The 14,176-nt window shown below is 65.2% G+C and carries 9 protein-coding genes and 1 tRNA gene; 8 read left to right on the forward strand and 2 right to left on the reverse strand.

Going from position 1 to position 14,176, the window contains the following annotated elements; all coding sequences use genetic code 11:
• Positions 1-150: 150 nt before the first annotated feature.
• The 3 genes from A5906_RS01145 (at position 151) to A5906_RS01155 (ending at position 8,190) form a co-directional block, all read left to right on the forward strand.
• Entirely contained in the window at positions 151-2,448 is a 2,298-nt protein-coding gene (locus tag A5906_RS01145; RefSeq protein WP_080133998.1) for an MHYT domain-containing protein, read from the forward strand.
• 528 nt (positions 2,449-2,976) lie between these two features.
• On the forward strand, positions 2,977-7,800 hold the full coding sequence (locus A5906_RS01150) for an NAD-glutamate dehydrogenase (protein ID WP_080133457.1): 4,824 nt from the start codon (positions 2,977-2,979) through the stop codon (positions 7,798-7,800).
• Positions 7,801-7,854: 54 nt separating this feature from the next.
• A complete protein-coding gene (locus tag A5906_RS01155; protein ID WP_080133458.1) occupies positions 7,855-8,190 on the forward strand; it encodes a hypothetical protein in 336 nt (111 codons plus the stop codon).
• A 27-nt stretch (positions 8,191-8,217) separates the two neighbouring features.
• On the opposite strand, the gene A5906_RS01160 is transcribed toward A5906_RS01155, so the two are convergent.
• Together A5906_RS01160 and A5906_RS01165 are read right to left on the reverse strand one after the other, a co-directional pair.
• Positions 8,218-8,294 (reverse strand) — tRNA-Arg (locus A5906_RS01160).
• 267 nt (positions 8,295-8,561) lie between these two features.
• Positions 8,562-10,061 carry a sensor histidine kinase gene (locus tag A5906_RS01165; protein ID WP_136614860.1) on the reverse strand — a complete coding sequence of 500 codons (1,500 nt, stop codon included), beginning with the start codon at positions 10,059-10,061 and terminating at the stop codon, positions 8,562-8,564.
• A 364-nt stretch (positions 10,062-10,425) separates the two neighbouring features.
• On the opposite strand from A5906_RS01165, the gene rpmH reads away from it, so the two are divergent.
• From rpmH to A5906_RS01190, 5 genes are all read left to right on the forward strand, one after another.
• The gene (rpmH, locus tag A5906_RS01170; protein ID WP_008542748.1) at positions 10,426-10,560 is read left to right on the forward strand and encodes a 50S ribosomal protein L34; all 135 of its coding nucleotides are present in this window, start codon (positions 10,426-10,428) and stop codon (positions 10,558-10,560) included.
• Positions 10,561-10,587: 27 nt separating this feature from the next.
• Positions 10,588-10,995 carry a ribonuclease P protein component gene (gene rnpA, locus A5906_RS01175; protein ID WP_080133459.1) on the forward strand — a complete coding sequence of 136 codons (408 nt, stop codon included), beginning with the start codon at positions 10,588-10,590 and terminating at the stop codon, positions 10,993-10,995.
• Positions 10,996-11,011: 16 nt separating this feature from the next.
• Entirely contained in the window at positions 11,012-12,859 is a 1,848-nt protein-coding gene (gene yidC / locus A5906_RS01180) for a membrane protein insertase YidC (protein WP_080133460.1), read from the forward strand.
• A 109-nt stretch (positions 12,860-12,968) separates the two neighbouring features.
• Positions 12,969-13,622: a ribosome biogenesis GTP-binding protein YihA/YsxC gene (yihA, locus tag A5906_RS01185; protein WP_080134000.1), complete on the forward strand. Its 654-nt coding sequence runs from the start codon at positions 12,969-12,971 to the stop codon at positions 13,620-13,622.
• Entirely contained in the window at positions 13,619-13,987 is a 369-nt protein-coding gene (locus A5906_RS01190) for a DUF423 domain-containing protein (protein WP_080133461.1), read from the forward strand. The genes yihA and A5906_RS01190 overlap by 4 nt, the downstream gene beginning before the upstream one ends.
• Positions 13,988-14,176: the final 189 nt, after the last annotated feature.

Raw genomic sequence — 14,176 nt, forward strand, 5'->3', positions numbered from 1 at the left:
GTGGCGGCACCGCAGGATTGCGTGCACCATGGCAGCCGATTCGAACGTCGTGGACGCTTGCGGCGCCCATCCTGGTGCCGCGGACGATTTCGGTGTCGAGGAGGACCTCATGCGTAAGCCCCAACGCAATCCCGGCTAGCGTTGGCCGAAATGCATCATCATGCGGCTTCTCACGATCCCGTCCTGGTCGCGTTGTCGATTCTGATCGCGGCGCTTGCCTCCTATACGGCGCTGGACCTGGCAACCCGAATGCGAGCGGCTTCGGGAAGAGCCCGCCGATCCTGGCTGGTCGCCGCGGCGATCGCCATGGGCGGCGGCATCTGGTCGATGCATTTCGTCGGCATGCTGGCCTTCAGCCTGCCTCAAATCGAGATCTCGTACGATCCATTCCTAACGCTGCTCTCGCTTGTCATTCCGATCGTTATCGCCGCGGCCGCCTTTGCCGTTGTCGGACGGCGCCCCCAGGCGCTGCTCGCCTCCGGCTTCGCGATGGGACTTGGCATCTCCGGCATGCACTATACCGGCATGGCCGCGATGCGGATGGCGGCCCTCATCCAATACGATCCCCGATGGGTCGTGCTCTCGATCCTGATCGCGATCAGCGCCTCGATCGTGGCGCTCTGGCTCGCCTTTCGCAACACCAACGCGGTCCAGCGGCTGGTCGCCGGCCTGGTGATGGGTCTTGCGATCTCCGGCATGCACTACGCCGCGATGGAAGGCGCCATGTTCCTGCCGACGAGCGCCATGGCCCGGCCGGCAGGACATCTCGGTGTCGGTCAGGCGCCGCTCGCGTTCCTGCTCGCCGGCATCACCATCCTGATCCTGAGCATCGGCATCGCGGCTGCCGTCTACGACAGGGTATCGGCGGAGCGCGCCCAACGCGAGGCCGCCGCTCTGAGGCGCAGCGAAGAACGCTTCCGGCTGCTCGTCGAAGGCATCGCGGACCACGCGATCTTCATGCTCGATCCGGACGGGCGCGTGGGCAACTGGAATCTCGGCGCGCGCCGGCTGATGGGCTATGGCGACGACATCGTCGGGACGAGCTACACCATTTTTCACACCGAGGAAGATTGCGTGGCCGGAGCGCCCGCGCGCGCGCTCGTTGAAGCCGAGCGGGAGGGGAAGTCCGCCATCGAAGGCTGGCGGGTGCGCAAGGACAGGAGCCGCTTCTGGGCGGAGGCAACGATCGTCGCGGTCCGGAACGAAAGCGGCGCGATCGCTGGCTTTGCGAAGATCGTGCGCGACGTCAGCGAACGGAGACGGGCGCAGGAGGCGCTGGATCGCGCGCGCGAAGCCCTCATGATGTCGCAGAAGATGGAGACCATCGGCCAGCTCACCGGCGGCGTGGCCCACGATTTCAACAACCTGCTCGCGGCCGTTCTCGGCAGCCTCGAGCTCCTGAAGAAGCGCCTGCCGACGGACGATCCGAAGATCCTGCGCCTGGTGGAGAACGCGATGCAGGGCGCGGTGCGCGGCGCCTCCCTGACCCAGCGCATGCTTGCTTTCGCGCGCAAGCAGGATCTCAAGCCGGCGGTCGTCGACATCAGCGAGTTGGTGCGTGGCATGGCGTCATTGCTGAAATTCGAGGCCGGAATTCATGTCGAGACCCGGTTCCCGATGCACCTGCCGAAGGTGAAGGTCGACGCGAACCAGCTCGAACTGGCGATCCTCAACCTCGCGGTCAACGCGCGCGATGCGATGCCGGACGGCGGCCAGATCACGATCGCCGCGCGCGAGGAGCAGGGCGAAGGCGGCCTATCGAGCGGCGGCTATGTCGCGCTCTCGGTGAGCGACACGGGCTGCGGCATGAGCGACGAGATCCTCAAGCACGCCCAGGAGCCGTTCTTCACGACCAAGGGCGTCGGCAAAGGCACCGGGCTCGGCCTGTCGATGGTCCACGGGCTTGCCGAGCAGTCCGGCGGCAGGCTCGTCTTGAAGAGCCGTCCCGGAGAGGGCACGACGGCCGATATCTGGCTGCCGATCGCCGCCGAGGAGAGTGCGATGCCGGACCTGCGCACGGCGGCTCCGGCAGCCGTAGCCCGTCCCAGCCGGCAGCTTTCCGTGCTCGTCGTCGACGACGACGTCCTGGTGCTCGAGAACACGGCAGCGATGCTGGAGGATCTCGGGCACATCGTGGTCGAGGCGCGTTCCGGCGACGAGGCACTGGCTTTGCTCCGCCGCACGCGCACCATCGACCTGGTCGTGACCGACTATGCCATGCCCGGCATGACCGGCCTTCAGCTTGCCGGCGCCATCGCTGCGGAGCGCCCGGAGACGATCATCCTTCTCAGCACGGGGTACGCGGACCTCCCGAGCGACACGCGATCCAGCCTGCCGCGGCTGGCAAAGCCGTTCGACCAGGCCGCACTTGCCAAGGCCATCGAGGCGGCGATGGGCGACGAAGCGCCGGCCGGATCCGTCGTCGCGTTTCGGCCGAAGAGCGCATGATCGCCTGATGATGAATGGCGCGCCGGCACACGCGCCGGCAGCGCCATGATCGGAGGCACGGATTCCTCACCGGCGGCCGCTTGACGGACTGACTCCGGACATTTGGGCTTCCTGGCGGGGGCAGGATGATAGTTGCATTGCGGCAAATTACTTTGAATGCAGCCGCTCTTTGCGCAAGGGCCGCCTTGACGCCCTGCCTGAAGAGCCGACGGCGGTCTCGTGAGCGGCGGCCCAGAAGCCCGATCGCCTTATGCAAATTCGGAAAATGGCGCGTCGTTCGGAAAATCACGAGCTCCTGTACAATTGAAACTCCTTGTGATTTTGCAAGCGCTCACGGCGCAGCGATGCTCGCCGTCGACTTCGGCCTTAGGCACGCCTCATAACTCTGCGCGCCATGGCGCCTTCGAGATGCTAGTATCATGAAGGCCGCAAGACCGACCCGCTTTGAAACGCGGTCGAGAAGATGCGCTCGAAGAGGCGCACTCCAAGAACAATTCCCCGCCGACATTGCGGCTCGTCGGCTGGGAGATGGAGGACGCTATGGCTTGGCGTGACGACAAGGCCCGGGCAACTCTGATCCGCGAGGCGGCAGGAAGCGTGCAGCCGGGCAAGGCCCCCCAAAACTTTGCCGAGCTTCTGTTCGCCTTCACCAATGTCGAGGACCTCGCCAGTCACGATGCCGCCTCGCTTGCCTTCCTGGCGGAGCAAGCCTGGGAGCATGTGCAGCGGCGCACGGCGGGGCGTGCCGACATCCGCGTCGTCAATCCGCAGATGCCGGACGGGCGCGAGATCTCCGTGCTCGAAATCCTCAACGACAACATGCCCTTCCTGTTCGACTCCACCATGGCGGAGCTCACCGAGCAGGGCATCGAAGTCAGTCTCGTCGCTCACCCCATCATCGCGGTGGAGCGCGATGACCAGGGCAAGCTCCTGCGCTTCTACGGCGAGGCACTGCCGGAAGGGGCAAAGGGCGCGCGAGAGAGCCTGATTCACCTCCACATCACCCGCCTGGATGCCGACGCGGACCGCGCGAGGCTGATTGACGGCCTCACCAGGACGCTCGGCGACGTGCGCGCCTGCGTCGCGGACTGGCGCGCCATGCGCGACCGCGTCGAGGACGCGGTCAAGACGTTCTCCTCCAATCCGCCGCCGCTGCCGATCGACGATGTCGCCGAGGCCAACCAGTTCCTGCAATGGCTGTGCGCGGACAATTTCACCTTTCTCGGCGTACGCGAATATCGCTTCCTGCCGGGCCGCGATGCCTCGGACGACATCACGACCGCCGAGGGTCTCGGCATCCTCCGCGATCCCGATGTGAAGGTCCTGCGCCGCGGCAGCGAAATGGTGATCATGACGCCCGAGATTCGCGAGTTCATGCGCGAACCGACCCTGCTCATCGTCATCAAGGCGAATGTGAGCAGCCGCGTCCATCGCCGCATCAGGATGGATTATGTCGGCATCAAGCTCTATACGCCCGACGGCCGGCTCGAGGGCGAATTGCGCGTCGTCGGCCTGTTCACCTCGGGCGCCTACACGCGCTCGGCAAGACAGATCCCCTATGTTCGCCACAAGGTATCGCGGGTGCTCCAGCGCGCCGGCTTCGACCCGAACAGCCATTCCGGCAAGGCTCTCCAGCATATTCTCGAGGAATATCCGCGCGACGAACTCTTCCAGATCGACGTCGATACCCTCTTCGATTTCGTCATGGAAATCCTGATCCTCTATGAGCGGCCCCGCGTCCGGGCGCTGGCGCGGGTCGACAAATTCGATCGCTTCGTTTCCATCCTCGTTTTCATTCCGCGCGACAAGTACGACACCGACGTGCGCATGCGCGTCGGCACCTTCCTGTCGCAGAGCTACAAGGGGACACTGTCGGCCTCCTACGTGTCCTTCCCCGAAGGAGCGTTGGCGCGCGTCCACTACATCATCGGACGCTATGAAGGTAAGACTCCCGCCGTCGAGCGCGCCACGCTGGAAGCCGGGATCAGCGCCATTGCCGCGACCTGGGCCGACAAGCTGAAGGCCGCGCTGGCTGCGTCGACCGACGGCATGCGGGCGCGCATGCTCGCAAATCGCTACGCCCAGGCCTTCAGCGGCGGCTATACCGAGGCTTCCACGGCGGAACAGGCAGTCGCCGATATCGCCACCGTCGAGAAGCTTACACCGGCCCGCCCGGTGACGATTTCGGTTCACCGCTTCGAGAAGGACGATCCCAGGCGTTTCGGCCTGAAGGTGTTTTCGGATGCCGCGCCGCTGTCGCTGTCCTACCGCGTGCCTGTGATCGAAAATCACGGCCTGCGCGTGGTCAACGAACGCACCTATCAGATCGTGCCCGGCAACAGGCCGGAGCCGGTCTGGCTGCACGACATGACGATCGAGACCAGCGACGGCCAGCCGATCGAGATCAGCCGGGACTTCAGCCATCGCCTGGAAGCCTCGATCATGGCGGTGGTCACCGATCGCGCCGAATCCGACGGGTACAATGCCTTGATCCTGCGCACGGCCCTGGGCTGGCGGGAAATCTCGACCATCCGGGCGCTGTCGCGCTATCTGCACCAGATCCGCGCGCCGTTCACCCAGGACTATATGTGGGAGACCTTGCGCAAGAACGCCGCGATCACGGCCAACCTCGTCGCGCTGTTCCAGGCCCGCCGCGATCCGCGCCTCGTCCTGACCGATCGCGAGCGTTCGGCGCGCGAGATGACCCTCCTTGCCGAGATCGAGGAGCAGCTCAAATCCGTCGCCTCGCTCGATGAAGACCGCATCCTGCGCCGTTTCACCAACCTGGTGCAGGCGACCATCCGCACCAATCTGTGGCAGATCGGTGAGGATGGACATCCGCGCCCGGTGATCTCCTTCAAGTTCGACGCGCGCAAGATCGAGGACCTGCCCCCTCCCCGACCGCTTTACGAGATCTTCGTCTATTCACCGCGTGTCGAAGGCATTCACCTGCGCTTCGGCAAGGTTGCGCGCGGTGGCCTGCGCTGGTCCGATCGGCCGCAGGATTTCCGCACCGAGATCCTCGGCCTCGTGAAAGCGCAGCAGGTCAAGAACGCCGTCATCGTGCCGGTCGGCGCCAAGGGAGGTTTCGTGCCCAAGCGCCTGCCGCCGCCCTCCGATCGCGAGGCGTGGCTCGCGGAGGGCACCGAAGCCTATCGCATCTTCGTGCGCTCGCTGCTCGAACTCACCGATAATCTCGACGGCGACATCGTGGTGCCTCCCGACTTGACCGTGCGGCATGACGGCGACGATCCCTATCTGGTCGTCGCCGCCGACAAGGGCACCGCCACCTTCTCCGACGTCGCCAACGCGATCTCGGCCGAGAAGAACCATTGGCTCGGCGATGCCTTCGCCTCCGGCGGCAGCCAGGGCTACGACCACAAGAAGATGGGAATCACGGCGCGCGGCGCCTGGGAAGCGGTCAAGCGCCACTTCCGCGAGCTCGGCACCGACATCCAGACCATGCCTTTCACCGTGGTCGGCGTCGGCGACATGTCCGGCGACGTCTTCGGCAACGGCATGCTGCTCTCGCCGGCGACGAAGCTCGTTGCGGCGTTCGATCACCGCGACATCTTCATCGATCCTTCCCCCGACCCTTCGATCAGCCTCGCTGAGCGCAAGCGCCTGTTCGACCTGCCGCGATCGAGCTGGCAGGACTACGACAAATCGCTGATCTCGCAGGGCGGCGGCGTGTTCTCGCGCTCGCTCAAGGCGATCCCGCTCGCGCCGGAAGTGCGCTCCCTGCTCGATCTCGACAAGGAGCAGGCCACGCCCTTCGAGGTGATGACGGCGATCCTGAAGGCGCGCGCGGACCTGTTGTGGTTCGGCGGCATCGGCACCTATGTCCGGTCGTCCGCGGAAAGCGACGACCAGGCCGGCGACCGCGCCAACGATCCGATCCGCATCAGCGGGGCCGACGTTCGCGCCAGGGTGATCGGCGAAGGCGCCAATCTCGGCGTCACCCAGCGCGGGCGCATCGAAGCGGCGCAGAAGGGCGTCAAGCTCAACACCGACGCGATCGACAATTCGGCCGGCGTGAATACGTCCGACGTCGAGGTCAACATCAAGATCGCATTGGCGCGCCCCGAGCGCGAGGGACGCCTCAGCCCGGCTGACCGCAACACCCTGCTCGCCGCGATGACCGGCGAAGTCGGCACGCTGGTGCTACGCAACAACTACCTGCAGACGCTGGCGCTCTCGCTCGCCGAACGCAAGGGCACGGCCGAGACCGGCTTCCTCACGCGCCTGATGCAATCGCTCGAGCAACGCAACCTGCTCAGCCGCGCCGTCGAATTCCTGCCTGACGACGCCGCGATCGCCGAGCGCACACGACGCGGCCAAGCCCTGACACGGCCGGAGCTTGCCGTGTTGCTCGCTTATGCCAAGCTGACACTCTACAATGACCTGCTCGAAACCGGTGTGCCTGACGATCCTTATCTCGCCCGCAGACTGTCCCTGTATTTTCCGCGCGAGATTGTCGACAAATTCCCGGCCGCGGTCGAGCTCCACCGCCTCCGACGCGAGATCATCGCGACCAGTCTCGTCAATGCCGTGATCAACCGCGGGGGCCCGGCCTGCATCGTACGCCTGACCGACGAGACCGATGCCGATATCTCGACCATCGTCATGGCCCAGGTGGCGGTGGACGCGATCTATGAGCTCAGGCGGCTCAATGACGGGATCGACGCGCTCGACACCCTCATCGACGGACAGTTGCAGCTCGGCCTCTACGCGGCGATTCAGGATCTCCTGCTCTCCCGCATGGTCTGGTACGTGCGCAATGTCGATTTCAAGGACGGTCTCAGCGCAGTCATCGCCCGGTTTGGTCCTGCCGTCCGTGAGGTCGCAGCCTCGCTCGACAACGCCCTGCCACCGGACTTGCAGGCCGCGCGCAGCAAGCGCCGGCAGGATTTGATCGATGCCGGCGTTCCGACCGGCCTCGCCGGCGACCTGGCCGACCTCGACGCCCTGGTCTCGGCGCCTGATATCGTGACGGTCGCCGAGCGCACCGGCCGCAGCATCGGGGATGCCGCCGCGACGTTCTTTGCCGCCGAGGCCAGTTTCCGTCTCGACCGCATCACCGCCGCCGCGCGCAGCGTGCCGGCCAGCGATCGTTTCGAACGCCTCGCCATCGATCGCGCCGTCGACCAGATCGCGGCTGCCGAAAGACGCCTGGCCGCAGATATGCTGACGATCGGCCAATCCGGTCAGCAGGCTGCGGAGACCTGGCTTGCTGCTCATCCCGAGGCGACGCGCATCCGCCGTGCGGTCGAGGAGATCGCCGCCGGCGGCCTGACGCTCGCCAAGCTGATGGTCGCGGCGAACCTGCTGGGAGACCTGGTCAAAGCCTGAAGGCGTGCGAGCAGCGATATGACCTACAACGCTAGCGCAGGACGGAGGAAGCCGATGATCCACGCCACTTGCCATACTGCAGACAATGTCCGCTGCATCGAGTTCGATGCCACGCCGTGGTTCAGCGAGGCTGACGCTCCGAGCATTATCGATTTGGCCGAGCGAGGATGGACCAGCAAGGCGATTGCGGAGTCCCTCGAGCACCGACGAGGGTACGAAGGGCTGCACGATCTCGTCGACTACGCGGCGAAGCGACTGCAATCGGAATCCCTGGAGGACCCGACCTGGGAAACCTTCGAATGCGTCGTCGATGGACCCGAGGCCGTCGCCTGGCTCAGGCAGAACCGGCCCAATGTCGTGGCAAGGATCCCGTCGGGAGGCCACCATTGATTGGCGGCACCGCAAGCGAAGCGGAAATGGCGCGCCCGGAACGATTCGAACGTCCGACCCTCAGATTCGTAGTCTGATGCTCTATCCAGCTGAGCTACGGGCGCGTTTTTCGCTGATGGTGCGGGCTTCAGCCCACACGCAGCCTCCGGACAGCGCCGGAGGGGTGCGAAAGAGCGCTCTGACTAACCGCTCTTGTCCCGGTTGGCAAGGTCCGGGATGGGGAGATTTTGCATGGAGATGACGGTCTCCACCCGGTCATTCCGGGGCTCGCGAAGCGAGAACCCGGAATCTCCTGCCTAAAACCTCTGGATTCCGGCTTCGGCGCTGCGCGCCGCCCCGGAACGACAGTCTCACTCGGCCTCTGGCCTAGCCTACGCCCTCTGCCGCTCGTTGCGGATGGAAAGGAGTTCCACGGGACGGTCCGGGATGACGATCCGGAAGGTGGCGCCGATGGTGCCTTCGACGAGGTGGATGTCGCCGCCATGGGCACGCACCAGTTCGGCGGCGATCGCAAGGCCGAGCCCGCTGCCGCCGGGGCGGCCGGAGGTCTGGAAGGCCTCGAACAGGTGCTCCCTGGTCTTTTGGGGCACGCCCGGACCGGTGTCGGAGACCTCCAGGATGGCGACGGCGCCCTCGCGTTTTCCCGTGATCCGGATCTGCTGCGCTCCGCCATCGCCGGCGGCATGGCTTTCCAGCGCCTGGGCGGCGTTGCGGACGAGGTTGAGCAGAACCCGGAACAGCTGGTCGGGATCGGCGTCGACCGCAAGCCCGCGCTCGATCGCGGCGACCCAGGCGATCGAGGCGTCGCTGGCAAGGCCCGCGGTCTCGCGCACCTCCAGCACCACTGGCTCGATCAGGATCATGCGACGATCGGGCGCGGCCTCCTGGGCGCGGCCATAGGACAGCGTCGACTGGCAGAAGGCGATGGCGCGCTCGAGCGAGCGCACCAGCTTTGGCGCGAAGCGCTGCACCCGCGGATCCGGCACGCTGGCGAGCTGATCCGACAAAAGCTGGGCCGACGCCAGAAGGTTGCGCAGATCGTGGTTGATCTTGGACACCGCAAGGCCGAGCGCCGCGAGCCGGCTCTTCTGGTTCAGCATCGACATCAGGTCGCGCTGCATGTCCGACAATTCGCGCTCGGCGACGCCGATCTCATCGCTGCGCTGGCTCGGCACGATGATTCCCGCCGAGCTTTCCGGGTTCTCGTGGAAGCCGACCAGGCTCGCGGTCAGCCGACGCATCGGCCGCACGAAGAGATAATGGAGCGCGAGATAGACAAGGCCCGCGGTCAGGACGCCGATGATCAGCGCGACCACGACGACATTGCGGGAGAAGCGGTACATCGCCTGCCGCAGCGGCAATTCGTCGGTCACGATCTCGACGAACTGGGCGTTGCCGACGCCGGGTCCGACGACGCGAATGGCCTGGTTGCCGGTCTCCATCATCATCTGGAACGAGCCGGTGATCGCCTCCCACACCGTCATGTCGCGCAAATCGACATCGTGCCCGATCGTGGAGGGCAGATTGTCGCTGGCGAGCAGCCGGCGCTGCTGGCCCATCTTGATGGCGACGGCGCGGGCATTGATGCTCTTCAGGATCTCGCGCGAGAGCGAATCGGGGACCATGCCGAGCGGCGCGGCATCCAGCACCAGCGCCGCCGTGTTGGCGGCCGCGACGCGGTCGTTGAGGCGGTTGACCCAGAAGTTGGCGATAGCGGGCACGTACAGCAGGACGGCCGCGATCATCACCAAGGGGACGGTCAGCAGCAGCAGCTTGCCCGACAACCCAAGCCCGGCAGGCCCGCGCGGCCGCGCCGCGGACGGGTCCTGCTGATCCGTATCCTGGATCGGCTGGAGGTCGGTCTCTGCCACGAAATTCGTCCTCGCTGACTTGCCCGGTGAACGATCTGGCGGATGAAGGATGCGGCCCGCCCCCGGCCCGGTCAAATTACGGATCGCTAATATGCCGAGGTGGGATGTAGGTGCTGATAGAGCGAGTCGCCACCTCACGGGTTAAAAACCCCGCACAAACAGCGATATTCACCGAAATCCTGCGCTTGTGCGGCGTTGACGAAAACAAGGCGCTCCCTTATAAGCCGCGCGAATTGTCCGCGATGACCCGGTGTGACGCCGGGAGCGGCTCTCTTGGGGCCGAAAAGGGCCCGTTTTGGGCCGCATCTTCCGGACTTTACCATCAATTCTACAGGCAAATTGCCCGGTCAGCGGAGAAAAACCCGTGAAGCGGACTTATCAACCCAGCAAACTGGTGCGCAAGCGCCGTCACGGCTTCCGTGCCCGTCTCGCCACTGCCGGCGGCCGCAAGGTTCTCGCCGCCCGCCGCGCCCGCGGCCGCAAGCGTCTGAGCGCCTGAGCCGGACCCCCTTTTTGGGATTTCATCATGGATCGGCTGAGGCAGCGGGCGGATTTCCTCGCCGTTGCCAATGGCGCGCGGGCGAATAGTCCCGCGTTCGTCCTGCAAAGCCGTCGCCGCGACGATCTCGGCCCGATCCGGATCGGTTTCACCGTCACCAAAAAGAACGGCAACGCCCCCGAGCGCAATCGCATCCGGCGCCGGCTTCGCGAACTGGTGAAGCGGCTCGATCCGGTGTCGATGCAGCCCCATCATGACTATGTACTGGTCGGCCGAAGGGACGCGCTCTCGCGCGACTTCGCCACCATGCTCGACGATCTGCGCATAGCCTTCTCGAAGCCCGCGCGCCATACGGCCAAGGGGTCTCACAAGGGACCCGCGAAGGGGCGCGGCGAAAAGCCGGGCGCTGCCCCTGCCAGCCGCAAACCGGATTGATGACGAGACATTAGAGATGACCGACAATCGCAATACCATCCTCGCCGTCATTCTGTCGGGCTTCGTCCTGATCGCCTGGCAATATTTCTACAACGTGCCGCAGATGGAGAAGCAGCGCGCCCAGCAGCAGGCGCAGGCCGAGCTCCAGAAGACCACGCCGCAGCCGACGGCGTCCGCGACGCCGGGCGCCACGCCGCAGGCCGGCGGTGCCGCGCAGCCATCGACGCCGGGCGCGAGCCCCGCCCAGCCGGTCGTTGCCCGCGACGCCGCGATCGCGGCCAGCCCGCGCGTCAAGATCGACACGCCGCGGATCGCCGGCAGCATCTCTCTGAAGGGCGGCCGCATCGACGACATCGCGCTGGTGCAATTCCGCGAAACGGTCGACCCGACGTCGCCGCCGATCATCCTCTATTCGCCCTCAGGCACGGCGGAGCCCTATTACGCCGAGTTCGGCTGGGTGGCCGCGACGGGCGTGACGGCGAAGATGCCGGATGCCCAGACCGTCTGGCAGCAGGAGGGCAGCGGCAGCCTGACGCCGACCACCCCGGTGGTGCTGAAATGGGACAATGGCGACGGCCTCACGTTCCGCCGCACCGTCTCGGTCGACGACCACTATCTCTTCACCATCAAGGACGAGGTGAGCAATGTCGGCAACGCGCCGGTCACGCTCTATCCGTTCGCGCTGATCTCACGTCACGGCGCACCGCAAGTGTCGGGCTACTACATCCTGCATGAAGGCCTGATCGGCTATCTCGGCGATCAGGGCTTGCAGGAATACGCCTACAAGAAGATCGACGAGGCCAAGAAGGTGGACTTCAAGGTCACCAATGGCTGGCTCGGCATCACCGACAAGTACTGGGCCTCGGCGCTGCTGCCCGATACCAATGCCCAGCTCCAGGCGCGCTTCTCGTCGAACGCGTCCGGCAACCTCCACACCTACCAGACCGATTATCTGCTCGATCCCGTCACTGTCGCGATCGGCAGCACCGCAACCGCGAATGCGCGGCTGTTCGCCGGCGCCAAGGAAGCTGGCGTGGTCGGCGTGTTCCCGTTCGCCGGCCTCGGCGGCTACAACAAGGAGCTGGGCCTCAACCACTTCGATCTCTTGATCGACTGGGGCTGGTTCTACTTCATCACCAAGCCGATGTTCCTCGGCCTCGACTTCTTCTACCGCTTCTTCGGCAATTTCGGCATCTCGATCCTGCTCGTGACCGTGATCGTGAAGCTGTTGTTCTTCCCGCTGGCAAACAAGTCCTACGCCTCGATGGCGAAGATGAAGTCGATCCAGCCGCAGCTTCAGGCGCTGAAGGAGCGCTATCCCGACGACAAGGTGAAGCAGCAGCAGGAGATGATGGAGATCTACCGCAAGGAGAAGATCAACCCGGTTGCCGGCTGTCTTCCAGTGGTGATCCAGATCCCCGTGTTCTTCTCGCTCTATAAGGTGCTGTTCGTCACCATCGAGATGCGGCACGCGAAGTTCTACGGCTGGATCAAGGATCTCTCCGCGCCGGATCCGACCAATCTGTTCAACCTGTTCGGGCTGATCCCGTTCGATCCGACCACGATTCCAGTGTTCGGCCATTACCTCGCGCTCGGCATCTGGCCGATCATCATGGGCATCACGATGTGGTTCCAGATGAAGCTGAACCCGACGCCGCCGGATCCGACGCAGCAGATCATCTTCAACTGGATGCCGCTGATCTTCACCTTCATGCTGGCGGGCTTCCCGGCGGGCCTCGTGATCTACTGGGCCTGGAACAACCTGCTCTCGGTGGTCCAGCAGAGTTACATCATGCGTCGCAACGGCGTGAAGGTGGAGCTGTTCGACAATCTCAAGGCAACGTTCGCGAAGAAGGCGACGTAATCGTCAACGCGAGGAGCGAAGCTACGAATCAATCCAGAATCCCTCCGCGGATGCATTTCTGGATTGCTTCGCTTCGCTCCCAATGACGCGGGGAAACAGTGAGCTTCGCATGACCGACGACAAAGATGCGAAGCTGATCGAGGCCGGGCGCAAGCTGTTCGCGCGCGACTGGCAGTTCATCTGGGCCTCGCCCTCGATCCAGACGCTGCCGCCGATGGACGGGCTCGAGATCGCCTTTGCCGGCCGCTCCAATGTCGGCAAGTCCAGCTTGATCAACGCGCTCACGGGACGCAACGCGCTGGCGCGCACATCGCATACGCCGGGCCGCACCCAGGAGCTGATCTTCTTCGAGGTGCCCGGGAAAAAAGACCTGCGCCTCGTCGACATGCCCGGCTATGGCTATGCCAAGGCGCCGAAGAGCCAGGTCGCGTCCTGGACCGAGCTGATCCACACATTCCTGCTCGGCCGCGCCTCGCTCGCGCGCGTCTACGTACTGATCGACGCCCGCCATGGCCTCAAGGAGGTCGATCTCGAGATCCTGAAGACGCTCGACCGCTCCGCCGTCAGCTACCAGATCGTGCTGACCAAGGCCGACCAGGTGAAGGCCCCCGAACTCCAGTCGCGTATTGCCGAGACCGAGGCGGCCTTGGCAAAACATCCGGCCGCGTTCCCGAACGTGCTCGCGACCTCGTCGCGGAGCTCGACCGGCATGGCCGAATTGCGTGCCGCGATGGCGAAGCTGCTGGAAGAGCGGACCTCATGATCATGGCGCACCGCCTCCTGATCGGGCTTGCCGGCATGATGGGCGCCGCCGGCGTGGCGCTCGCCGCAGCCTCCGCCCACGGCGCCGACGCCAGCCGCCTTGCCTCCGCCAGCGCCATGCTGCTGTTTCATGCAACTGCCATACTCGCGGCGATTGGTTTGCTCACGCGCGGCCTTCTGCACGGCGGAATTGGGCTCATCGCGGCATGCGGCTTCGTGACCGGCGCCGCGCTGTTCGCGGGCGACCTCACCTTGCGGCAATATGCCGGCCATTCGCTGTTTCCCATGGCGGCACCGACCGGTGGGACGGTGATGATCTTGGGCTGGCTGGCGATGACGCTGGCGGCGGTGGTGGTGAGGAAATAGGTCTCGTGCCCCGGACACAGCGCAGCGCTTCAGCGATGCGCAGCTGAGCGGGGGCCCATGCCGCTCTGGGTCCCGGCTTAGCGGCGCGGCACTACGCGCCGCGTCCGGGACACGAGAGCGGCATGCCAGCCACACTTTGCGCCCTGCCCGCCAATCGGATAGAACGCGGCCCGAGTATCCCGCCAGCGA

It is taken from the genome of Bradyrhizobium sacchari (assembly GCF_002068095.1).
Classification (GTDB): domain Bacteria; phylum Pseudomonadota; class Alphaproteobacteria; order Rhizobiales; family Xanthobacteraceae; genus Bradyrhizobium; species Bradyrhizobium sacchari.

What these genes read in the sequence shown, in the direction of transcription:
- A5906_RS01145 (WP_080133998.1), top strand. Translation starts at nt 151, where the DNA reads ATGCATCATCATGCGGCTTCTCACGATCCCGTCCTGGTCGCGTTGTCG.
- A5906_RS01150 (WP_080133457.1), top strand. Translation starts at nt 2,977, where the DNA reads ATGGAGGACGCTATGGCTTGGCGTGACGACAAGGCCCGGGCAACTCTG.
- A5906_RS01155 (WP_080133458.1), top strand. Translation starts at nt 7,855, where the DNA reads ATGATCCACGCCACTTGCCATACTGCAGACAATGTCCGCTGCATCGAG.
- rnpA (WP_080133459.1), top strand. Translation starts at nt 10,588, where the DNA reads ATGGATCGGCTGAGGCAGCGGGCGGATTTCCTCGCCGTTGCCAATGGC.
- yidC (WP_080133460.1), top strand. Translation starts at nt 11,012, where the DNA reads ATGACCGACAATCGCAATACCATCCTCGCCGTCATTCTGTCGGGCTTC.
- yihA (WP_080134000.1), top strand. Translation starts at nt 12,969, where the DNA reads ATGACCGACGACAAAGATGCGAAGCTGATCGAGGCCGGGCGCAAGCTG.
- A5906_RS01190 (WP_080133461.1), top strand. Translation starts at nt 13,619, where the DNA reads ATGATCATGGCGCACCGCCTCCTGATCGGGCTTGCCGGCATGATGGGC.